Consider the following 22,903-nt stretch of genomic DNA (forward strand, 5'->3'; position numbering starts at 1 on the left):
TGCCGATAACGACAGGGCACTCACCTGCCGAGCGCCGATCCGACATATCCTGTTCCGAGCGATGCGGGTTAGCGCAGGTTATCCTCACTGAGATCGGTGTGCCATCCGAAAGCGTCATCTTCCTGCGCTGCGACGACGTTCGATAGCCTAGGCGCCACGACCATCGCCGTGGGATCTTATCTGGACGAGGCGGCGCCTCGCCCCTCCTTGTGAATCGTCTTGCATCCATCGACAAGGTTCATCCGTTGTGAGGTGATGATGGATTATTCGGATAGTCCTTGGCGCCTGATCAAAAACCTTGCTTTCTCATTGGGACATACCGTGCCTGAGCAATCCCTTTCTCGCCTTGTTTGGGAGCAGAAGGGGGCCAGGGGGATGGGTGAGGTGGCACCCTCTCCCTTCCTCTCCCACACTGCGGGAGAGGAAGGGGCCGGGGGTAGGTGAGGAGCCAGGCGTGCTCCTCGTTGCTCGCCACTTCAGCCGATACCCCTGCTAAGCGCCTGATCAAAACCTCGAGTTTCTGATCACGCTCTTAAAGCATGGTAGGAATGAATGTTCAATGGGCCGGTTTTCGGTCGGGTTTGATAGGCCGATGAACGTCATACATCAGTTCACGTCGTAACAGTATACTATCAAGGGTAAGTTCCGAACCTGCCTCCCACACTCTCCTGATGTCATTCACTGCCTTCCCGATCAGCTTCGAGTGGTTTGGTCGGATCATTCCCCCACTCATTCCAGGAACCATCATAAATCGCTACCCGACGTCCGCTGACGATCTCGAAAGCCAGTGCAGTTGGCGTGGCTGAAACACCGCCGTTGCAATAAGCAACTACTTCACGATCATTGACGGCATCCGGATCGATACCAGCAGCGCGAAAGCGTTCACGGAGTTGATCAGGGGAAAGGTAAGTTTGGTGCGGCCCGCTGACCAGGCTCTGATAGAAAACGTTGTGGGCACCTGGAATGTGACCGCCACGGGCAGCACGTGATTCCAGACCGCGGTATTCTCGCTCGTGGCGAGCGTCGATCAAGAGCAGATCACGCTCCAGGGCTTGCAAGACTTGATCGGCTGTTTTCCGCAGGTGCGGTTGTGGTCGTGGCGTGAAAGTTGCCGGTGGGTAATTGGGAACCTCCGTAGTTAGCGGACGCCCCTCGGCCAGCCATTTCACCAGCCCACCATTTAAAACCCGAACGCGCTCGAAACCATAATAGCGCAGCACCCACATCAGACGACCGGCAAACATTGAAAACCAGTCATCGTAAGCAACAACCACACAATCGTCACCGATACCGCGCTTCCCTAGCTCGTAAGCAATTTTGGCCGGTGGAGCGACCTGCACGGGCGTCGGGTCATCAAGGTCAACAATGTCACGTGTCCAGTCAATGTAGACGGCGCCCGGAATATGACCGGCGGCGTAATCGTCGTGGCGGGCAAAGTAGTGCGGTTTAGGTGCAGTAGGTGGCAAGACGGTTCCACGCATATCGACGATCCGCAGTTGCGGGTGACCGAGATGGGCTGCCAGCCAGTCAGTTTCAACCAGGGGCCCTGATGGTAGCTCTATCTCTATACTCATACGGCTCCTCGGTAATGGTCATGACAAGCGATGGTTCAAACACACTGTGACCTCGGTGTCATAGTGGTTGGTTGCACCACAAGACACAAAGGTCACAGCGACCGACAGCAATGCGTCTCACCTGCTCGTTAGACGATGATATTCATCGGTGCTTCGAGCAGTTTACGCAACTCTTGCAGGTACTGCGCGCCGACCGCCCCATCGACAACCCGATGATCGGCACTGAGGGTAAGGTTCATCACCTGACCAATGACGATCTGGTCGTTGCGTACCACCGGAACTTTACGCACCGCACCAACGGCCAGAGAAGCTGCCTGCGGTACAGAGATAATCGAACCGAACTCGACAATGCCAAACATGCCAAGGTTGGTGACCTGGAAGGTAGCTCCTTCGAGTTCCTGTTGCTTAATCTTGCCCTCGCGCGCACGCAGTGCCATGTCACGAATTTCAGCACTGATCACGCTAATGCTCTTTTTGTCGGCATCGCGGACAACCGGCGCCACCAGACCATCGTCAAGAGCAACGGCTACACCGATGTTGATCTGGCTATGACGCACAATACCGGGTTGACCGTCAGCAGTCTGACTGTAACTGACATTCACGGCTGGTACCTTACTCAGAGCCTTTGCTGCCGCCTTGACCACAAGATCGTTAATTGAAACGCGAGTTCCACTGGCGGTAATTTGCTCACGCAATGCTACCAGTGCGTCAGCATCGACCTCGATGGTCAGATAGATGTGCGGTACACCAGGCTTGCTATCGGTCATTGCGCGAGCAATAGTCCTACGCATCCGACTCAGCGGTTCGGCGCCGGCCAGTGTCGGTACTGGTGCAGGTGTCGGAGCACGTGCTGGCGCTGGTGGCTGCACTGGCGTTGGTGGTGAAACCGGTACAGGCGTCGGCGGCGGAGTAGATGGGGTCACGGTCGGAGCTGGCACGGCAGCACCACGTCGGGCCGCAAACTCTTCAACATTCTCCTTGATAATGCGACCGCCTGGGCCGGTACCTACTACCTGGCGCAAATCAATCCCTAGCTCTTCGGCCAGGCGTCGGGCAACCGGTGATGCCTTAATCCGACCATTGTCATCACCACCGACAGCCGGTGCGGGCGTAGCCGACTCTGCTACTGCTGCTGGAGACACTGCCTGAACGGTGACTGGAGTGACAGCCGATGCCGAGGGAGCCGATGGTTGCGTCGTGACTGGTGGTATTGACGGTGTTGGCGCAACGGGTGCCGCACTATCACCGATGATCGCGATCGGATGCCCAATCGGCACGGTCTGTCCTTCTGGGATCAAAATCTGTTGCAGAACACCGGCTTCAAAAGCTTCCAGTTCCATTGTGGCCTTATCGGTCTCGATTTCGGCGATGATGTCACCAACAGCAATCTGATCGCCGACTTTCTTCAACCAGCGGCCTACAGTGCCTTCCGACATCGTGTCGGAGAGACGAGGCATGGTTATTTCACCCATGGAGCCTCCTATTCCTCATAACCGTATCGTTATCGCATGCGCTTCGTGCCACGCATGACCTGCCGAATGGCGTAAATCAGATTATTGGCATTTGGTTTTGAAGCTGCCGACAGCTCTTTGGCGTAGGGCAACGGCACTTCAAGGCCGGCGACCCGGTAAACTGGCGCATCGAGATAATCAAAGGCTTCTTCCTGAATTGTCGCCGCGATTTCAGCCGTTACACCGTATGAGTACCAGTCTTCCGCGATCACAACGGCGCGATTCGTCTTCTTCACCGATTCGATGATGGTGGGTCGGTCAAGCGGGCGGAGCGAACGCAGATCAACGACCTCGACACTAATGCCCTCTTGTTCCATCCGCTGCGCAACTTGCAATGCTACGGCTGTCATTCGTGAATAAGAGACAACCGTCACATCGGTACCCGGTCGCTTTACGTCGGCAATCCCAATCGGAAGGACGTAATCATCATCTTCTGGTACTTCACCCTTAGTATCGTAGAGCGCCAGCGACTCGATAAAGATCACTGGATCATCATCACGGATGGCAGCCCGTAATAAACCTTTGGCATCGTAAGGTGTGGCCGGTGCAACCACCTTGAGGCCAGGACAGTAGGCAAACCAGTTCTCGAATGACTGCGAGTGGGTGGCTGCTAGTTGGCCAGTGCCACCTGAAGGTGTTCGGATCACCAGCGGCACACTGACCTGCCCACCGAACATATAATGAATCTTCGCCGCATGATTGACGATCTGATCGATAGCGACCAGGATAAAGTTGATCGTCATTATCTCGACCACCGGACGCAGGCCGAGCATCGCAGCGCCGATAGCGACTCCAACGAATCCCTCTTCCGCAATCGGGGTATCAACAACGCGCTTGGGGCCAAACTCGGCCAGCAAGCCCTCGGTGACCCGATACGAACCCTGAAACACGCCAATCTCTTCACCCATGAGCAAGACATTTGGATCACGGGCTAACTCCTCGCCAAGGGTGTCATTCAGGGCCTGGCGATACGTAATAACAGGCATAACAACCTCTTTAGTCCATGCAACATCCGCTACACCACACGGAACATCGGGAAAGCGGATGACACTCCACTATAACCGGCTATACGTCAAACTCACCGTGATTGATCTTTACCGCACGAATAGCATCTTCGGTCGTTGGTGTATTTGGTACCGGTGTGGCATACATATACTTGTAGAGATCCTCAAACTTCGGATCGGGACTGTTGTTGGCGAAATCAATTGCCTCCTGTACTTCGCGTTCAACCCGTTCGGTAACCGCCTTAAGCCAGGCATCATCAATAACGCCGTGCTCAAGCAGGAGCGTGGCAAATTTTCGGATCGGATCGTACAATTCGCGACCCCGGCGGACTGCTTCAGGATCACGGTAGCGATCGGAGTCAATAACCGAATGACCACGGAAACGAAAGCTAACCGCATCAATAATCGCCGGTTCACCCTCGGCTTCGGCTCGTGCTCGTAATCGGCGCACGACATCGCGCACCGCGAGCACATCGGTGCCGTCAACACGCTCACCGTAAATGCGGAATGATGCACCTTTCTTCCATAGATCGGGTTCTGATGAACCGGCTTCCACTGAAGTGCCCATACCGTAGCCGTTATTGACAATGAAGAAGAGCACCGGACATTTCCAGAGTTTAGCTAGATTGAGTGACTCGTAGAATGCACCAATATTGGTGGTTCCATCACCCATTTGCGCAACGACCACACCCGGCTTATTCTGATAACGCAGCGCGTAGGCGGCACCCACGGCCAATGGCACCTGTCCACCAACAATGGCATAGCCACCCATAAAGTTGGTCTTGCGGTCGAACAGGTGCATCGATCCGCCACGACCACCGGATACACCGGTCTCTTTACCGAAGAGTTCGGCCATTACTGGGCCGGGTGGTACACCACGGGCAATAATGTAACCGTGCTCGCGATAATTGGTGAAGATATAGTCGTCGGGAGTCAGCGCTGCCATCAAGCCAACGATGGTAGCCTCTTCGCCAAGATTGAGGTGACAATACCCGCCAATTTTGGCTTTCACGTACATCTCGCCGGCGCGCTCTTCAAAACGTCGTAACAGAAGCATCTGGTAGTAGTAGTGCTTCAATTCATCGACAGTAGCACGCTCAAGCAGTGGTTGAGTCGTTTCGGCAACTTCGGCCATTGTTGTGGTCTCCTCTCTTATGCTGGGCGTTCCGCTCCGGCAGGAAGGGGATATGAGCCGGTTTGGTGCGCCATCTGTTATTGCTACCACACTCCCGCGAGTGTGGGTTGCGCTCTAGGTGCTACCCAAACCAGAGGTTTAGGCTTGCGCCTGATACCGACGAAGGCAGATTGTTCAAACAGGTAAGAAGCACCCGCTCTATCCGTATCGTGTAAGGGTTACCGTTCTGACAAGCAATGACGGTATCGCAAAACTGATTGACACAATGCTTTTTACACGAGTACCTCTACAAACGCGACAGTCGTGGCTTCGTTGCAATTGTTCTGTGCCGCATTACCATGCTTCGCCGATGATTCACGAGCCGGTATAAAGGTTGGGGATGTCCTTACCTGCTTAAGGTTGTTAGGTTTGCAGACGGTCATTACATCCCCGGTGGCACAACTTCGCGTGTGAAGGCATGGGTGTCGGCGCCACAGCGTGGACAATGCCTAGGTGGATCGAGGGTACGTACAATCTCACCACATACCCCGCAAACCCAACGCATAGCAATCTGGCGCACAAGATCAGAACGGCTGACAATCCCAACGACTTTACCATTCTCAACGACCGGTACCCGTCGGATGCGCTGGTTGGTCAGGAGATGTTGGATATGTTCGACTTCGGTGTCGGCACTCACACTGATGACACTCCGAGTCATGATTTCTTTGACGGTACGTCCTTCTTTGGCAATCAGGTCATGTTCGGTGACGAGGCCAACCAGCATGCCATGGGAATTGATAACCGGCAAACCACTGATCCGGTTGCGCGTCATCAGACGGGCCGCGTCTTCAACAGTGGCATCATCGTTGACGCAAATCACATTGCGGGTCATGATCTCGCGCGCTTTCATTCTGAGTTACCTTTCGTTATCTTCAGTCGTGATATTATTCACGAGAATAGTTGCTCAAACAACTCAATTCTAGTATAGCAGAGATCGTCAACTTGGCGGCGAGGTGAATCGGGGCGCAGTGTCGCTGTGCTATCATGCTAACGAAACATTAGCGTTTGGTGCCCCGAACAAAAATGTTGGGCCATGGTTGAAATGTCGTGGGGATAGTGTCACGGAGATGTACCTGATCTCCTACGTAGACGGTGCGATAGATCTCAACCCGTAGTCCGTCACGAGCAGTATCGGTTTGCCGAATCATACCGCTCGGTAGAGTAGGATCATCAACGTACACCGGTTGAGTCGGTGCTGGCATGCGTTCGAGAATACGGTAGGTATACTCGACCCGTCGATTGGTTGGCTGACCGTAGAGAGTGATCGTCAATTGTTGACGACGGAGATCAACTGTCCCACTCAAGAGCAACCACCCCCCGGTATCATTAACAAAGCGCAAGTCGTTGACACCGGTAAAGATGGCAGCATCGAGACCAGGTGGTTCACCGAGTTCTTCATACCAACCGATGCGAAACGAATGGGCATGCCGTTCGGTGATGGGTAAGCCGGCAAAAAAGGCTGCGCGAAAGACGGTTGTACTGACCTGACAAAGCCCGCCGCCCCACTCTTTTTGCGTTCGATTGTCAACGATGGCGTAGCCTTCGACGAAGCCACGCTCGGCGGTGACCGGCCCAAGGGTGGTGTTGAATGAGAACGTAGCGCCGGGTGGTATGAGGACTCCGTCGATCTGTCGGGTACCCGCCTGAATATTTGTGATCCGGTAGTCAGCCGAGTTGCGGAATGAGCTGACTCCCACGCCAACCGGTGCTCTGATGCCGAGCATCGCTAGATTTTCGGCAGTAACCGGTGGTGGCAGATCACGAAGTGGCAGGATAACCGTCCGTTCGTTGCTGTAAAGAGCAGCGTTGATTCGGGCAAGCGTCTCTTCAACTGCCAGCCCACGACCAGGGGTGCCAGGAGTACGAATTCGCAAATCACCGTTGTTCCAGTCGACTCTTGGTAACCCTCCTTCTTCCCGTAAGGCAGCCGCAATGGGGTTCAACATGGCACGAATAGCAGACTGATCAATCGTAACCGCGAGCGCCGGACGCCCATCAATGGCAGTTAACCTGCGTAGTTTGATCCAGGAAGCAATCTGATCGAGTGACCATTCCCAGCGACATTCGGGTTGACATCGTCCACCCCGACCTTCCAGCCGGAGCGGGCCACTAAGGAGTAGACGCAATTCGCTCACTGTTGGGGCAAGATCACTGTCACGAACGGTTGGTTCGAGGATTCGGGTACGGATCGTAACCTCTTGCGGTTGCAGATGTTGCACAGCCGCAGCTATATCAGCTAGGGTTTCGTCAATCAACGTCTGGCGACCCCATTGTTCAAGGCCGACAATTACTGTACTTCCGTGCAGATCGACGCTGGCATTTTGCGGTGGCCGATCAATTTCAGCGGCAATAGCTTTGAGAGTTTCCTGCGCAACCCGCTGATCGAAGGTAAGACGGATCGGCAAATCAACGCCATACTGCCAGGTTGCGGCTGCCATTCGCAGGTTCACTGACCGCTCTGCCTGATGACCAATGGCAAATGCTACATCAAGCGCCTCATCAATAGCCAGTCTCAGGCCAAGGTCTTCGGCTGCCGGTCGCCAAATCTGATCGTTGAACGAGAGCGTTATCGGTGTTGCAAGGAAATCGGCATAACGACGCTGCAAAGCAGCTCTTGCCTCGGCTCGAGTCATGCCGCCGATTGGGAGACCGCGCACGCTGATGTTGGGGTAAATGCGATCAGCCAGGATACGCTCGAAGAGCAGGAGACTACCGTAGACCAGCACCCCAACCAGGCTGACAAGCGCAAACATTACCAGCAACCATTCCACAAACCGCCAGAAGGACATCCGACGGTGATGATGAACGTTGGCCGGTAGTTGGTGTTCCATACATTCATGCACGGCGTCTCAATGGGAAGGAATGCGGTTGTGTCTTTAGTCTAACGTTCTGCTGTACATGTGTCAAGTGCTATCTATATTGCGGGAGAGCTATGCAACGTTTTCCTCCTTCTCAGCAGTCGCAGGCGAGCGACGAGAGCAACGAGTGCAGGAGCGACAGCTTCCTGTTCCGATAGTGCTCTGCCGCCAGGCTTTCTTCTTGGTACGGTGATGATGCCTGTTACCGTATTGTAGGGGCGGATTCTCCTCTACCCCTTGGGGTAGAATCGGCTGAGATGTACGGGTGTCTGTGCACCTATCCCTCGCTCCCCTTCCGCTCCTCTGCCGGGAGAAGAAGGGGCTGGGGGAGGATGAGGGGGCAATTTCCCGGTCTGCTATGGGGGAAGGGGCGTGGGCGATTTCCCCCCTTCCTCATCCCCTGCTGGGAGAGGAAGGGGAGGGTGCGGGGGGGCCTGCATTCTACGGAACGAACGCATAATGCATAATGAAGTCAGGGGAATAGTGATATAATTGCTGTATCCGGTACTCGCCGGCGCAAAGGTATTCAGGGTGGTCGCATGCCGCGATTTGGCGCACACATGTCGATTTCGGGCGGTGTCTCAAAGTCATTTGCCCGCGGTGAATCGGTTGGCTTAGAGGCGATGCAAATTTTCGCCAAGAACGAACGGCAGTGGACGGCGAAGCCCATTTCTCCCGAGGAAACTGCGTTGTTTCGAGCTGAGCAGCAGCGAACCGGTATTCATCCGGTCATCGTTCACGACTCATATCTTATCAATCTGGCTGCTCCTGCCGACGATCTGCGCGAAAAGTCGATTACGGCGTTCGCCGATGAGCTAGAACGCTGTGCCCAACTCGGCATTCCATATCTGGTGACCCATCCCGGTGCCCATACCGGTAGCGGAGAGGAGGCTGGCCTGGCGCGAGTCGCTGAGGCAATTTGCCGGTTACTGGCTGATGGTGTGGGTGGTAACACGGTGATTTTACTTGAGACGACCGCCGGTCAGGGAACGGCGTTGGGGTATCGCTTTGAACATCTAGCCCGTTTGTTCGAGTTGATTCCATACCACAACCGGCTAGGGATTTGCGTTGATACCTGTCATATTTTCGCTGCCGGTTATAATATTCGTGATCGCGCCTCTTATGAGGCAACGTTTGCCGAACTTGATCGACTGATTGGCCTTGAATGGGTTAAATGTTTTCACCTGAACGACTCACAGAAGGAGTTGGGAAGTCGGGTTGACCGCCATGCGCATATTGGTCAAGGATGTATTGGACTCGAAGCGTTCCGGTTGCTCGTCAATGATCCTCGTTTTGCCAGTTTGCCAATGATTATTGAGACACCGAAAGGCGAGGACATGGCTGAAGATCGTATGAATCTGGCCGTGTTACGCTCGCTCGTGAGTTCGCCAGTATCATAACAGGGTAGGTGCCGGGAACAAGCTTTGGAAATGAGCGGGGAGCAGATTGCTATGTGGCGTAAATTGCTGTTGGTCGTTTTACTACTGGGAATTGGGTATCTGATCTGGCGACGAATGCAGAACGCCGGTGGATCAGCACCGGTGACCGATCTATCGGCAAAGCCACCGATGCCAGTGCCATCGACACCGCCACCATCACCTGCGTCCTCACCGCCAGCACCGTCAACACCGTCAGCAACCGGCAGTGCACCACGACCGGTTGTTACGCGCATTCATCGTGGCGCACCGCCGTCAACTCGTCGAAGTACGGCTCCTCCTTCTGGTGATGCTGCTTCCGCCAGACGTAACGGCGTTGATAGCCCGTCAGGGAAGCCAGCACCAGAAACAGCGGCGCATGCTGCGTCGGTGACAACACCTGGGCTATCTGAAACGGCAGGTTCAGCCTCGTCGTTACCAGAGACGACGCATGATCAGGGGACATCTCCCGCCGAAACAGCTTCTGCGGAAGTGAGTGTTTCAGTAGCAACCATCCCTGAACCAGATCAATTAGTTGTCCACGGTGAGGTGGCAGATTCGACCACCACAACGACCACTACCACCTCTGATCAAGCAGCATCCGAAGCTGAAGCGGTAGCTGATCCTATGTTGAGCGATTTCACGCCGATTGACATCAATCGGGCAGATCGCGAGGCATTGATGGCATTACCGGGTATCGGGCCGGTATTGGCTGAACGCATCATCGCCTATCGCGAAGCTCATGGCCCCTTTAAGAGCGTTGATGATCTGACAGCGATTGCTGGTATTGGTGAGCGTAATATCAACATCTTCCGCAAACTAGTGCGCGTTGATCCCAATGATTGAACCATTCTTGTTGCAGGGTGGCGATCACGCCTGTCTTCTGGTACACGGTTTTGTCGGCGACCCCGGTGAAATGCGCGATCTCGGCGAATATCTCGCCGGGGCTGGTTTTACGGTGTTTGGCATCCGTCTCCCCGGCCATACTGGACGACCGGAAGACCTTATGGATGTGCGCTGGACGGATTGGCTGGCGGCGGTGCGTCTCGCATTTGATGCCCTCACCAGGCGCGCAGCTACCGTCTCGGTAGTTGGTTTTTCGCTCGGCGGTGCCCTATCAGCGCTGTTGGCTACTCAGCGTCCGGTGCAACGGTTGGTCATGCTGGCAACGCCGTACCGTTTGGGTGGTGACTGGCGAGTCGATCTGTTGGGCATCGCACGCTACGTAACGCCCTGGTTTTATTTGCTAGAACGAGCTGATTTCAGCAGCGATGAGCTGCGAGCGTCGATCTGGCGTCGTCAGCCCGATCTCGATCTTGATGACCCCGCAGTACAACAGATATTACGTCGCTCGGTCAAGGTGTCGGTTGCTGCTGCCGATGAACTACGTCTAGCCCTGGCCGCAGCCCGTCGTGCTTTACCACAGGTGCGTGTACCAACCCTGGTTATGCACGGTCACGATGATAACACTGCCGATCCGGAGAGTGCGGCTGCCATTGCATCACGGCTTGGCAGTTCGCGTTGCGAACTACGCTACTGGCCAGCGACAGGGCATCAACTCCTGCTTACCGGCCCGTACCAGACTGCTATCTTTCGGCGGATTGAACGTTTTCTGAGACGATAGCAGGTGTAGAATCCGATCCATCATCAACGACTGTATCTCATTACTCCCGTTTAATCACGACGAGCGTAATATCATCGAACGGCGGTTGACCGTGACTGTGGCGGGCAATTGCCGCCAGAATGGCCTGCACCATGGTACTTGCCGGTGCTGTGTGGTAAACCTTGATCACGGATCGTAACCCTTCAAGATCGAAAGGGATCAGCAGTTCATTAATCGTCTCCGTCACGCCGTCGGTGTAGCAGACTAACACATCCCCCGGTGCGAGTGTGGTTGTAGCTTCAGGTAAGGTTATTTCGGCAATCACACCTAATGCAATACCTGGGACTCGTAGCTCTTCAATGGTACCGGAAGCTGCCCGATAGATCAGCGGCGGATTATGACCAGCACTGGTAAAATCGAGGCGTCCAGAGTCGAGATCAAGTCGACCATAAAAGAGCGTGACAAACATGCCCGATTCGGAGTCGCGGTACAGCCAGCGGTTTGCGCGTTCCATTGCCCGTGCCGGGGCTGAACCATCGAGAGCGGCAGCACGCACCAGCGAACGGGCCATTGCCATAAACATAGCTGCCGGAATACCCTTGTCGCTCACATCGGCGATCACGAAACCTAATTCCTGAGAACCACCTGCACCCGATGAAAACGTCCAGAAATCGTAGAAATCACCACCGACCAGACGTGCCGATTGCCATGCGGCATCGATCTGCCATCCTCTGGCTGTGGGTAGACGTGTCGGGAGCAGGGTACGCTGAATCTCACGGGCAACGCGCAATTCCTGTTCAAGACGAGCTGCCTCTGCTGCCTCAACCGCCAGCAGCAGACTTTCGAGAGCGCTGGCAATTTGGGCCGCAGCTCCGATACACAGATTCTGCTGACGAGAACTGAGGGAGAGGAATGGATCGTTGTAATCGAGCACCAGTACTCCAAGGAGCGTTGTCCGCACTTTTATCGGTAATCCGATCAGCGTTCCGCTTTCGGCTGCCGCAATCAGTGTCGGCCACTGATCGACATTATCCCGTGCCTGCCAGAGGGTCTCGATGCAGAGTTGATCTGTCTCCATCGTATGTTCGCGTAAACGCGATAAAAACGGTGAGCGGGTTGGCTGGTCGATCAGTGTCGCTCGGACGCTGCGTGGTAAGCCATAGGCTGCGTGCAACACAAAGTCATGGTGTTCACGATTCCAAAGGGCCATGTAGCACCGTGGGCAGCCTAACAGAAGCGGCGGCAAACGTACCACGGTTGCCAGCAGGTCTGGAAGTGTCGTTGCCCGACCGATATTTTCAGCAATTTGCAACAAGGCGTTGAGGGTCCAGGCTTCTTCCTGTTGCGCAGTATAAGCGTTCGCGCTCTCGATGGCAATCGCAATCTGATCGGCTAGCGTGCGAATAATGAAGAGATCATCGTCATCAAAATCATGCGGTTTGTCACTCTGTACATCCAGCACACCGATCACCGTTGAGCCAACACGCAACGGCACTGCTAGCTCAGAGCGCGTATGTTGGGTGTCGCGTATTACCCGACTATCGTTGAACACATCACCGGCCAAAACCGGTTCACCACGTCGGGCAGCCTCGCCAACCAGCCCCTGCCCAATACGGAGCGGCAAGGCCCGAATCCGTTCCAGATCAGCACCATCGGCCGTCGAAGCTCGAAAATAGATGCGCTCATCATCAGGTGAAATCGTGAAGATGTGAACCGGGTGATAGCCGAAGCGTTCGCGGATCAGTCGCACAATAGATGGCAGCAACTGGTCAAGATTGAGGATCGCAGTAATTTGCTGGCTTACTTCGCGGATCGCTTGCAACTGATTGGCACGCTGACGAGCTTCATTAAAAGCGCGAGCACGGGCTATGGCAACCGCAGCCTGATCGGCGATCAGCGAGATAAGTCGCAGATCATTGGTATCAAAAGCGCCTGGTTCATAGCTCTGAACTGAAATGGAACCAATGACCGTCTCGCCGGCAATCAATGGCACATAAATTCCCGACCGGGGTGGCCGTTCGCTTTGATAGCGTGGACGCGCAGGCAAGCGATCCATCTCGCGGGCAAAATCCTCAACCAGAATCGCCCGCCCGGTTTCACGAATCCAGCCGATTAGCCCACTATTTTCCGAGAGATCGACGGTCAGGCGGGGGAGACGCACCCGATCCTGGATTCGTACCATCAGCGTGTAGTAATTGCCATGAAACAGACCAAGATGAAACGACGAGGTATCGACAATCCGACTCGCTTCGCGGTAGATCAACTCGCAGAGTGAGTCAACATCGAGTTCGCTGCGAATGATGGCGCGACTCACTTCATTCAGCCGTGCTAATTCACGTACCGAACGGCGTTGACGCTGGAGGTTGAGTGATAATCGGCGTAGCATCGCTGCTGATGCGATCAGAGCAAGCCCGGCAAGCCCGAGATGGAGCAGACCCAATTCACGAGCAATTGCCGCGCCCAACCAGGCTAGCGGCAAGGGGGCAATTTCCGCACCAACAATCGCCGGCCATGCCGAACGCCACCACGTTGCCAGACCGCTCTGCCCACCCTGCAACAGCTCGCGGAGTAGACGTCCGGTTTGGGTAATCAGGGGAAAACCGATCAACGTCGCAATCCATAACACACCGATCTGGCTATTCGTCAGCGGTTGGTCGCTCAGCGTGCCTGCCACCCAACCGCTTACCAGGAGACCCAGCGTGCGCAACCCGCTGCGCAAAAGTGGTCGACCTAGGAGCGAAAACGATGTGCGGGGTCGATTGGTGAGTAACGGAATGACAATGCCGGAGATCAGACCCTCAATTGCCGCCAACCATGCAGCGTTGACCGGCCCCAGGGCAAGGCTGGCAGTGATTAATACCAGCGGGGCAAGACTATGGACATCGGCTGGTGGAGTGCGAAATGCCAGCAGATCAACAACGAACGCAAGAATGGCAAACAGCAAGACGTAGAGTGGGTCTACCGGTGAAGTGGGTAGGGTCAACAACCACAACCATGCCACGATACCAATGATAAACCCGTACCATGTCAGAATCTGTTCGCGCGACACTCAACGCCTCTGAGAAAAAGCAGCGCGGGCTTCAGAAACTGAAGGATGAATGTTGAATACCTGCGTGAAGCCAGTAATGGTAAAAACCTCGTAGACCTGCGGTTGGAGCGCTGCCAGCCGTAATTCGCCCCCCAGTGTCATCAGCTCTTTACGAATGAGCAGTAGCGCACGCAACCCACTGCTTGACAGAAATGAAACATTACTCAGATCAAGCACAACCTGGCGTGCACCGTTACTGATTCGCTCGTTTACCAGCTTGCTCACGCGAGGAGCAGTCAGCGCGTCGATGCGGTCGTTGATCGCGATGACGACAACTTCGTTCGCTTCTGCTGGCTGGTCATGAGGCAAATATTTAACCATCGTCAACAAATTCCCGCCTTGGGGAGAAAACTCGAAATGCACTTCGTCCATCAAGCGGGTAATCAGATAGATTCCCAGCCCGCCTACCTGCCGTTCTTCCAACGGCGAGGTTATATCAGGTACTGGCACGGTCGATGGATCAAACTGTCGGCCATGGTCACGGACGGTCACAATGAAGCGATGGTCATGACACTGCCAGCTCAGAGTCAGATCGCCAGGTTGATCGGGGTCATACGCATGCTGGATCACATTGGTGACAGCTTCATCGACAGCAAGCTGTACCTGCCAGGTAGCCCGTTCGTCGAGACCACAACGTTCGGCAGCGGCAGTAATGAAAGCACTGATCTTAGCCAGTGCATCCAGGTCGGCGGTGAGGGTAATACTCTCCATGGCGATCGTAGATCCGGACACGTGTATCCGGTAATATGGCAGTACTAAAATGAACCAACTGCTTCGACGGTATCGCCATAGATCTCGAAGAGCGAACTGAAGCCGGTGAGATCGAATACCTCTTTGATACGGGGTGGTAAATTGGCGATCCGAATATCACCCCCCTCAAGGTCGGTAATTTTCCAATCACGCGCTTTTTTGCGAGCTTCAATCAGAACACGTAAACCGGGGCTGCTGATATATTCGAGCCGGCTGAGATCCAACACGATGCGATAACGACCGTCGGCGAACAATGACTCAATCAGTTGCTTGAGTTGTGGTGCAGAAGCCGCATCAACGCGCCCAATGACCTCAATAAGGTCTACTCGATTGAGTCGGCGATGATTGAGTTCCACTGGTAACCTCCTCTTTCAGCGCACACGGCGCGTTGTGCATACTAATTGCTATTATAACACAGAACGAAAATCACTAATCGGACGTGCTATAATGACTTCTGATGTACCTCATCGACACTACGAAGGTCAAGGATATGCCCGGTTGGAATGGCTTGAATATCGCCTGGAATACGCTGCGCGAGATCAACGTTGAAGATATTCGCAAAGAAGCTGAGTTACCGCTTACCATTGTGTGCGCTGGCGCATCAGAGGTGTGTCAGAGTATTGCTCGCCGGTTAGAGCAAGGTACGCAACGGTACGGTCAGACCGGGCCATCTCCTATTCATCTGGTCAGTCTGACGACGATCATCCCAGATGAGCTACGGCATGCCGACCTTGTTATCATTGGTCTGGATCGAAATGTCCGGCTTTCAGCTCGTGAGCTAACGGTTATTGAACATCTGGCTACGCTCAACCTGCCAACAGTTGTCGTAGTGTGGGGAATGGTATTACCCGCCGACGCTGGGCCATTGCATCCGCGTGTTGCTCATGCGCGTTTACTGGTTGTTCCTGATCCAGATTCACCTGATACTAACCGGCAATTAGCCGAGGCGATTCTTGATCGTCTACCAGCCTCGTTGCATCTGGCGGCAGCTCGCCGGTTACCCGGTTTGCGGTCGGTAGTGGCGCAACAACTCATTAGCAGTGTTTCGTTTACCAATGCCTCGTATGTGTTGGCTACGGCATTACCAGAGCAAATCCCGATCCTCACTCTTCCCTTTGCCGCTGCTGACACGCTGGTGCTAACGAAAAATCAGGCGATGCTCGTGTATCGTCTGGCATTGGCGTATGGCGCTCCACCTGATATTCGAGAACGATTGTTTGAAGTGCTCCCGGTGATTGGTGGTGCCTTTATCTGGCGACAATTAGCACGCACCTTAGTAGGTCTCATTCCAGTTTGGGGGGTTGTACCGCGAGTAGCAATTGCATACGCTGGCACCTACACAACGGGAGTGGCGGCATGGCGTTGGTTTGCTGAAGGCGAAATCGTTAATCGAGAGCAGTTGCAAGCGATTGGGCGTGAAGCGCTGGCGCTGGGGAAGGCTCAGGCTGCTGACCTGGTCGCGAAGGCACGCAATGCTGGTAATCAGCACATCGGGCGCTGGAAACGATTCGGGCAGAATTTCCTCCAGAAATGGCGACGCAAAAAAGCGCGCTAAGAGCCTATCCGGAATACTCTGTTGCAGAAGAAGAGCAGTTGGGGCGCAGCGCCGCTGCGCCCGTACATCTATGATCAGGTTTCATCCGCTGTACTGTGAGACAATTATTCGGATAGGCTCTAAGAAACGGTTTCATGCGATCTGGAAGCACAGGCCGGTTCATACTGTTGTGCAACCGTGCTCATCAACATATGCATGCTCAATGGAGCAGGCGATCTCAACTATGAGTCCACTGCAAAAACTCACCACGGAGCACACAGAGCACACAGAGCGTCTAGGATTTATGAATGAAAGGGTAATTTTTGGCCATTGGGTGCATGTAAGAAAAATTTCACAACCCTATGTTCAATGAAAGATAACATTATAACATTATCGTTAGTCTCTGTGATCTCCGTGGTCTCTGTGGTGAGAAGATCACCTTTTGGCAGTGAAGTCAACCATCTTTTCCCTCCAGCGAGTGAGGCTAGAGCTTTTTTTAAGTTTTCATCGTGCATCGAGAGTATGCTGGGGGTTGGATGACGTTCATCATGCATGATGAATGGCACGCTGTTCACGTGCCGACAAGTGGTGGAGATGACACCGAAAACTGAAATCTCTGCAAACCCCTCCTGTGATCTTCGGTGATGTTGGCAAAAATCGGGAGAGGTGCGATCATTAGGTGAGCGTGTACGTGGGTACACGTTGTTGAAGGTTGCGAAGGAACATGCGTATGGATCATTTTGTGATTGAAGGCGGTCATCGCCTGTCAGGTGCTATTCGCCCCGCTGGCAACAAGAATGCGGCTCTTCCTTTACTGGCCGCCAGTCTATTGACTGACGAACCGGTTACGATACGTAATCTTCCCGACATTGGGGATGTGCGCACGAAATTAGCGTTGCTCGCTCATCTCGGTGTGCAAATCGAGCAACCAGAGGCCCATGTTGTCCACTTGCGTGCCAATCAGTTGGCAGCCGTTGAACCAGACACCACACTGGCGCGCCGTATCCGTACTTCACCGTTGCTTGCTGGCCCGCTGTTAGCCCGACGAGGATACGTGATGCTACCCCGTCCTGGTGGCGATGCAATTGGACGTCGTCGACTCGATACACATTTGCTGGCGCTGTCAGCGTTGGGGGTGCAGGTTGAGGTTACACCGAGTAGTTATATTCTTACGACCGATGGCTTGCGGGGCGCCGACATCTTTCTTGATGAGATGAGTGTAACCGGTACCGAACAGGCAATCATTGCCGCAAGTATTGCCGAAGGTCATACGACCATCGCCAACGCTGCTTCTGAACCACACGTACAGGATTTATGTCATTTTCTCAACAGTATGGGTGCGCGCATCAGTGGCATCGGTACGAACCTGCTTGAAATCGAGGGAGTCAGTCGGTTGCACGGCACCGATTACACCATTGGCCCCGATTATATGGAAGTAGGTTCGCTGATCGGGTTGGCGGCAGTGACTCGCAGCGAGTTACGGATTATCGGTGCACGGCCACGTGAGCATCGGATGACGAAGATCATGTTCGGTCGCCTGGGTGTGACGTGGCGCGAAGAGGGAGAAGACATTATTGTGCCAGCAGATCAGGAGTTGGTTGTGCGCCACGATCTTCACGGTGCTATTCCAAAGATTGACTCGGCGCCGTGGCCTGGGTTTAATCCGGACCTGATCAGCACCGCCATTGTGATTGCGACCCAGGCCCGCGGCACTGTGCTCATTCATGAAAAGATGTTTGAGAGCCGCTTGTTCTTTGTTGACCGCTTAATTGGTATGGGGGCGCGGATTGTGCTCTGCGATCCTCATCGCGCCGTGGTTGTTGGGCCTTCGCAATTGTATGGCGAACCCGACGGCTTGCCCAGCCCCGACATTCGTGCCGGTATGGCGATGGTGACGGCCGCACTCTGTGCCAGGGGACGGAGTGTGATTTACAACATCGGTCAGATTGACCGTGGTTACGAGCGGATTGACGAACGATTGGCCGCACTTGGGGCGCGCATCGAACGGGTACGATCGTCGTAGCAGATCAAAGCGAGGTTGTCAAGCGACGAACAGATTTTAGCATCTATTTGCCTGGGAGCGCGGGCCTCTGGCCCGCATATGGGTGCGTGGGGGTATACCTGGCTATGCTGTTGCCTGACCGTGCTCCTCCCCACCTGACCACACCGCACACCTAACGACCTCACCTTCCCCTTAGAGCCTGATCAAAAACCCGGATGTTGCATGAGGCTCGTACCGGGCATATCCGACCATTGCGTGCGCGGGCCACCATGCGTTCGCGCCAGCCCCCCTACGTCCCCCTTCCGCTCCCCGTGTGGGCAAGGAAGGGGGCCAGGGGGAAGGGGAGGGCGCGCCAGCCGTGCGCCGCAGCACCGGGACGGAAGACGTTGCACACCCCTCTCATCGCGGAAGGGCGACGCATCCCCTGCCTGCCAACGGTTCTCATCAGCAACGATCCGGTACCTATCGTTTGGAATGCCATTGCAGAACCGCATTAACCATCCAGGTTTTTGATCATACCCTTAGCCCCCTTCTCCTCCCGAATGGGAGAGGGAGGGTGTGGTGGAGCAGATGAGCCTTGTAGGGCAGAAAAATAAGATCATCGCTGCACCAGCGGTACATCCAGTCGGTAAAGTGGGCGTGCTGCTGCCGAGGTGAGTGGGTCGCCGAGCAGCAGAAATGTGCGCAGGGAGGCAGGTGCTTCACCACTGGCGGCCAGACGGGCATATCCGGCAGTCACGAGCTGACCGAGTGGCGTTGGTGACGGCGTACTCCAGAGAGCTTCAACAAAGCCCAACAGCAGTTGGCGATGACCATAAGCGACGCCAAAGCCGCTTGAACTCCAGGTAGCAATCGCCCCACCTGCCGGATTCAACACCAGTGCTTCATCAATGGTTGTACCGCGAAACGATGGATGTTGAAACGCGCCGGTCAGACAGGTCATACTCAACACAATAGGGAGGGCCGGTGCGTTGCGGAGTTCGGTTGCCGTATCAACATTCAGCAGAAATGGCCTCTCGATACCCACGGCGGTAAAAGCCCACTGAAACTGTAACCCATGACCTGCATAAACGAGTAACCCCGCGCCCTGATTAAACGCAGCAAAGGCTTGCTCACGGGCGACATTGGCATCGTCAATCCGACCTGTACCGCCGTCAGGATGGTAGTATACACGAGTAGTACTCGTCTGTGGTGGCTGCAACGCAATGGCCTCCTCAAGGAGAGCGGCAAAATCGCCGCTGCTGTCAGGGTTGTCAGCCAGATAGACTGCATGCCGTTGCCATACTCCGCTACTCTGCTCGTAGCTCAGCAGCTTGCTCACCAGACGACGTAATTCCGCGCTCGTCTTCACCGGCAGCCGACCGAGCCAGATGTCAGCCTGAAAGAACGTTTCGCTGGTCGGATCATCACCATCCAGTTGCGCAAAACAGGTCTCACATGCAGTTTCGCCTAACCATGGGTCAACCATGGCCAGGTATGGCGGAATAAGGGTTGGCCAGCCGCGTTGGAGATAATCGCGTGGATCGGAACTGCCATCACCGACCAGAATAGCTGCTATCAGATTAGGAGACCAGGTCGTTACTACGTAGCGCAAGAAATTCCGAATTGCGCGTGGGTCTGGCTCGCCGCCGCTCCAACCGGCGTAAATGTCTTCAACCGCAACTGCAATCGGTGACCAGCCCTGCGCCTGCCGATGATTCAGCAACGGTGCAAGATCGCTTAGAAATGCGCGAGGAGCGATATAAATGGCACGAGTATGACGCGGCGTGGTCAGATCAACCGGTTGATGACGCGCTACCGTCGGTGTGTGCAGTGTTGCTGAACCGGTTACCAGATAACGACGCGGTGTCGGTGCATCATCGGCGAAGACTGTATCATCGAACAGCAATCGTACTGGTTGCCAGGGATCGGTGATGTCGTACACGGTAATGCCCGTTGGTGCACCGGTTAATAAGTAACGAAAACGACCAGTCTGACCGTTGAAGATCGCACCAGCAGCCGTAAACGTCGTCTGAGCCGGTGCGGTAAAGTGCATCCGATCCAGATAGACACGATCAATACCACTGACCGGATCGAGCGTCAGCGTAATGATCGTGGTAGGAGATGGCAAGATAACCGTTGCCTGGTGACTGCCAGAACCGCTCCACGTGACGGTCGTCTCCCAGGTATTGGCGGCAACATGGAGGCGGTGTGTTCCGCTGTGTCTGACCAACGTCGCCAATTCGAGCGAGATACTCATCTGACCACTACTAGCAAGAGGGAGCATTGGTGTCAAAGTGATAGTTGTGCTCATCGGCGCACCAGCACTGGCATCAAGCTGCCGACTAAAAAAGTGATCGCCATCGAAACCGGCCAACGTTGACTCGTACAGCGTTGGTGAGTCGGTTGGCCAGACATCGCTAACCGTCACCAGTGCCGGTTGATCACCAGCCTGCGGTTGCGCAGTTCGGCTTCCCATCAAGGCAGGACTACCGCTCTCTTCAACCGTCAGCCAGTAACGATCGCTTGCCGACCAACGGTCACCGGGTGGTGGGGCATAGAACCGCAATGCGGTTATCGTCTCACCGCGAAAGATCGGCTCTAACGGCAGATTGATCCCGGCACGCTGCAAGCGCAAGCGACTGACCGCAACCTGGCCCAGGTCAAGTCCTAGCGCACGGAGGGTATCAGCCGAAATTTCCTGGATGCCTTCAGCCTGAACGTCAATAACCCAAGCGTTACGTGCTGCTATCGGATCGGGCGCGGGAACACTAGTCAATTGCACAGATGTTAGGCTAGTTGGCGGTTGCAGCGTTGCTCCAACGACAAATGCCCGTATCTGTGTCGTCAGCCGTGGCCCAGTATCAGATTGATAGTGTGGGGCAAGTTCGTAAAGCGCCATCCGTCTACCACGCTGATACCCTTCACCGATGAGGCGGAGCGGTGTATTTGGTATCTCAGAGATAAATGCAGGCAGCGGCTCATATTGATCGCCATTGATGGTAACAACTGGCAAACCCGGTGCCGGTACCGGTTCGTCAATCGCCTGATCGTGGAGTTCACGCAGTACCGGGAGCGGTGAAGCATCTGCACGCAGATACAGGACAAAACGTTGCGGTTCAGTTGAACCATTCCCCTGCCATGCGATCTCTACCCCATCGGCTCGTGAGCGTAGTACCAGACCATTAGTCGGCTGCGCCAGCGTCATTGGCGTAGCCAAAGTTGTTCCCACGGCAAAGGCAACGCAGAGTAGTAAAAGATGCCGCATCGTTATTATCTCCAGATGAGAAGGTAAATGTTCTCCCCCTTCTGCACCGTGCTGTCTGGAAGCCAGCCCAGATGAGAAGGGGGTAAAATTTAACGGCTGTGTGTTTCAGCAGTGTTTGAACCCAAAGACCAACGTCGCACCAATACACCAATACCGATAGTAACAAGTGCGAAGCCGATCAAAAATGGGAGCGAACGGCTCAGATGACCACCTGTTTGCGGCAGAATTGTTGGTGTTGTGGTGATTGTGAGGGCGGCACTACTAGTATTATTATCCGTAGTAACCTCACTACTGCTGGTGCGCACGCTCGCCACATTCACATTGTCAGGGTCAGTTGGTAGGGTAAGAACCTGCGCCGTAATTTGTACCACCACCGTCTCACCGGGATTAACAACAGGCACCGTTACTGTCACCTGATTGCCATCTGATTGCGCATTACCCGCCGTTGTCGTGACCTTAATTAGACGTAGGAACGATGGCAGATTATCGAGGAACGTGACCTCAGTGGCTGGTGCGCTACCAATATTTCCGAGTGTGAGCGTATAGACGACCTCATCACCGACCTGCGCCACCGATGGCGCAACCGATTTGGTGAGCACCAGGTCAGGCCGCACCGGCAGGATCGTCGCGCTGCTCGTGTTGTTATCCGTCGTAATTTCAACACTACTGGTACGGGCAGTCGCCACGTTCCGGTTTTCGGGCGGTAGCGGTTCGGCAAGTAGTCGTGCCTGGATCGATACCACCACCTGCTCACCTGGCGCAACAACCGGAATGGTCACCTGCACCCGATTCCCGTCTAGTTGAACCGTGCCACTTGATGCATTGGCGCCGATCAGGCTGAGAAAGGCCGGTAAGGGGTCGTCAATCGTGACCTCAGTGGCCGGTGCGCTGCCAACATTCCTGAGCGTGAGGGTATAGACCACCTCGTCGCCGACATTGGCTACCGACGGCGCAACCGATTTGGTCAGTGCCAGATCAGTGATGGAGGAAACAATTGTAGGAGTTGAGGTAGGTGTACTCTCGCCGCCCCCGCCGCTACCTGTCGGGGTATTGGTCAGGGTTGGTGTGGCTCCACCGCCCCCGCCGCTACCCGTCGGGGTATTGGTTGGGGTGGATGTGGCTCCGCCGCCCCCGCCGCTACCC

At 54.9% G+C, this 22,903-nt stretch carries 16 protein-coding genes; 5 read left to right on the forward strand and 11 right to left on the reverse strand.

Annotation, left to right across the window (positions count from 1 at the left end; genetic code table 11):
- Positions 1 to 674: 674 nt before the first annotated feature.
- From JE47_RS0102165 to JE47_RS0102190, 6 genes are all read right to left on the reverse strand, one after another.
- The gene (locus JE47_RS0102165; RefSeq protein ID WP_031458188.1) at positions 675 to 1,574 is read right to left on the reverse strand and encodes a sulfurtransferase; all 900 of its coding nucleotides are present in this window, start codon (positions 1,572 to 1,574) and stop codon (positions 675 to 677) included.
- A 128-nt stretch (positions 1,575 to 1,702) separates the two neighbouring features.
- Positions 1,703 to 3,046, reverse strand: coding sequence for a dihydrolipoamide acetyltransferase family protein (locus JE47_RS0102170; protein ID WP_031458189.1), 1,344 nt, complete (start codon positions 3,044 to 3,046; stop codon positions 1,703 to 1,705).
- A gap of 29 nt (positions 3,047 to 3,075) precedes the next feature.
- Positions 3,076 to 4,071: a pyruvate dehydrogenase complex E1 component subunit beta gene (locus JE47_RS0102175; RefSeq protein ID WP_031458190.1), complete on the reverse strand. Its 996-nt coding sequence runs from the start codon at positions 4,069 to 4,071 to the stop codon at positions 3,076 to 3,078.
- 79 nt (positions 4,072 to 4,150) lie between these two features.
- Positions 4,151 to 5,224 (reverse strand): pyruvate dehydrogenase (acetyl-transferring) E1 component subunit alpha, encoded by a 1,074-nt coding sequence (gene pdhA / locus JE47_RS0102180; RefSeq protein ID WP_031458191.1) that lies wholly within the window; start codon positions 5,222 to 5,224, stop codon positions 4,151 to 4,153.
- 421 nt (positions 5,225 to 5,645) lie between these two features.
- A complete protein-coding gene (locus JE47_RS0102185) occupies positions 5,646 to 6,113 on the reverse strand; it encodes a CBS domain-containing protein (RefSeq protein ID WP_031458192.1) in 468 nt (155 codons plus the stop codon).
- Positions 6,114 to 6,261: 148 nt separating this feature from the next.
- On the reverse strand, positions 6,262 to 8,094 hold the full coding sequence (locus tag JE47_RS0102190) for a VanW family protein (RefSeq protein ID WP_031458193.1): 1,833 nt from the start codon (positions 8,092 to 8,094) through the stop codon (positions 6,262 to 6,264).
- Positions 8,095 to 8,660: 566 nt separating this feature from the next.
- Here JE47_RS0102190 and JE47_RS0102195 point away from each other — a divergent pair.
- Genes JE47_RS0102195 through JE47_RS0102205 form a run of 3 tightly spaced genes read left to right on the forward strand, consistent with a single transcriptional unit; the run spans position 8,661 to position 11,160 of the window.
- Positions 8,661 to 9,521, forward strand: coding sequence for a deoxyribonuclease IV (locus tag JE47_RS0102195; protein ID WP_031458194.1), 861 nt, complete (start codon positions 8,661 to 8,663; stop codon positions 9,519 to 9,521).
- Positions 9,522 to 9,572: 51 nt separating this feature from the next.
- Positions 9,573 to 10,382: a ComEA family DNA-binding protein gene (locus tag JE47_RS0102200; protein ID WP_031458195.1), complete on the forward strand. Its 810-nt coding sequence runs from the start codon at positions 9,573 to 9,575 to the stop codon at positions 10,380 to 10,382.
- Positions 10,375 to 11,160 carry an alpha/beta hydrolase gene (locus JE47_RS0102205; protein WP_031458196.1) on the forward strand — a complete coding sequence of 262 codons (786 nt, stop codon included), beginning with the start codon at positions 10,375 to 10,377 and terminating at the stop codon, positions 11,158 to 11,160. The genes JE47_RS0102200 and JE47_RS0102205 overlap by 8 nt, the downstream gene beginning before the upstream one ends.
- Before the next feature lie 40 nt (positions 11,161 to 11,200).
- Here the strand turns inward: JE47_RS0102205 and JE47_RS0102210 are convergent, their stop codons facing one another.
- From JE47_RS0102210 to JE47_RS0102220, 3 genes are read right to left on the reverse strand one after another with little or no spacing between them, the layout of a single operon-like run.
- A complete protein-coding gene (locus JE47_RS0102210) occupies positions 11,201 to 14,188 on the reverse strand; it encodes a SpoIIE family protein phosphatase (RefSeq protein WP_031458197.1) in 2,988 nt (995 codons plus the stop codon).
- Entirely contained in the window at positions 14,189 to 14,938 is a 750-nt protein-coding gene (locus JE47_RS0102215; RefSeq protein WP_031458198.1) for an anti-sigma factor antagonist, read from the reverse strand. It lies immediately after the preceding gene.
- 44 nt (positions 14,939 to 14,982) lie between these two features.
- Positions 14,983 to 15,333 (reverse strand): STAS domain-containing protein, encoded by a 351-nt coding sequence (locus tag JE47_RS0102220; RefSeq protein WP_031458199.1) that lies wholly within the window; start codon positions 15,331 to 15,333, stop codon positions 14,983 to 14,985.
- 101 nt (positions 15,334 to 15,434) lie between these two features.
- On the opposite strand from JE47_RS0102220, the gene JE47_RS0102225 reads away from it, so the two are divergent.
- On the forward strand, positions 15,435 to 16,532 hold the full coding sequence (locus JE47_RS0102225; RefSeq protein ID WP_236631105.1) for a hypothetical protein: 1,098 nt from the start codon (positions 15,435 to 15,437) through the stop codon (positions 16,530 to 16,532).
- Positions 16,533 to 17,241: 709 nt separating this feature from the next.
- Positions 17,242 to 18,534, forward strand: coding sequence for a UDP-N-acetylglucosamine 1-carboxyvinyltransferase (gene murA / locus JE47_RS0102230; protein ID WP_031458201.1), 1,293 nt, complete (start codon positions 17,242 to 17,244; stop codon positions 18,532 to 18,534).
- Between the two features lie 577 nt (positions 18,535 to 19,111).
- Here murA and JE47_RS0102235 read toward each other — a convergent pair.
- Together JE47_RS0102235 and JE47_RS0102240 are read right to left on the reverse strand one after the other, a co-directional pair.
- Entirely contained in the window at positions 19,112 to 21,760 is a 2,649-nt protein-coding gene (locus JE47_RS0102235) for a C25 family cysteine peptidase (protein WP_031458202.1), read from the reverse strand.
- A gap of 89 nt (positions 21,761 to 21,849) precedes the next feature.
- Positions 21,850 to 22,903, reverse strand: a 1,054-nt coding sequence (locus JE47_RS0102240) for a DUF11 domain-containing protein (RefSeq protein WP_051871052.1), incomplete at its 5' end; no start/stop codon positions are given.

The organism is Chloroflexus sp. MS-G (assembly GCF_000735195.1).
Classification (GTDB): Bacteria; Chloroflexota; Chloroflexia; order Chloroflexales; family Chloroflexaceae; genus Chloroflexus.

Excerpts from the sequence above, each read along its gene's own strand:
- JE47_RS0102205 (WP_031458196.1), top strand. The coding sequence starts at position 10,375 with ATGATTGAACCATTCTTGTTGCAGGGTGGCGATCACGCCTGTCTTCTG.
- murA (WP_031458201.1), top strand. The coding sequence starts at position 17,242 with ATGGATCATTTTGTGATTGAAGGCGGTCATCGCCTGTCAGGTGCTATT.
- JE47_RS0102235 (WP_031458202.1), bottom strand. The coding sequence starts at position 21,760 with ATGCGGCATCTTTTACTACTCTGCGTTGCCTTTGCCGTGGGAACAACT.
- JE47_RS0102200 (WP_031458195.1), top strand. The coding sequence starts at position 9,573 with ATGTGGCGTAAATTGCTGTTGGTCGTTTTACTACTGGGAATTGGGTAT.
- JE47_RS0102225 (WP_236631105.1), top strand. The coding sequence starts at position 15,435 with ATGTACCTCATCGACACTACGAAGGTCAAGGATATGCCCGGTTGGAAT.
- JE47_RS0102195 (WP_031458194.1), top strand. The coding sequence starts at position 8,661 with ATGCCGCGATTTGGCGCACACATGTCGATTTCGGGCGGTGTCTCAAAG.
- JE47_RS0102215 (WP_031458198.1), bottom strand. The coding sequence starts at position 14,938 with ATGGAGAGTATTACCCTCACCGCCGACCTGGATGCACTGGCTAAGATC.
- JE47_RS0102175 (WP_031458190.1), bottom strand. The coding sequence starts at position 4,071 with ATGCCTGTTATTACGTATCGCCAGGCCCTGAATGACACCCTTGGCGAG.
- JE47_RS0102185 (WP_031458192.1), bottom strand. The coding sequence starts at position 6,113 with ATGAAAGCGCGCGAGATCATGACCCGCAATGTGATTTGCGTCAACGAT.
- JE47_RS0102165 (WP_031458188.1), bottom strand. The coding sequence starts at position 1,574 with ATGAGTATAGAGATAGAGCTACCATCAGGGCCCCTGGTTGAAACTGAC.
- JE47_RS0102170 (WP_031458189.1), bottom strand. The coding sequence starts at position 3,046 with ATGGGTGAAATAACCATGCCTCGTCTCTCCGACACGATGTCGGAAGGC.
- JE47_RS0102190 (WP_031458193.1), bottom strand. The coding sequence starts at position 8,094 with ATGGAACACCAACTACCGGCCAACGTTCATCATCACCGTCGGATGTCC.
- pdhA (WP_031458191.1), bottom strand. The coding sequence starts at position 5,224 with ATGGCCGAAGTTGCCGAAACGACTCAACCACTGCTTGAGCGTGCTACT.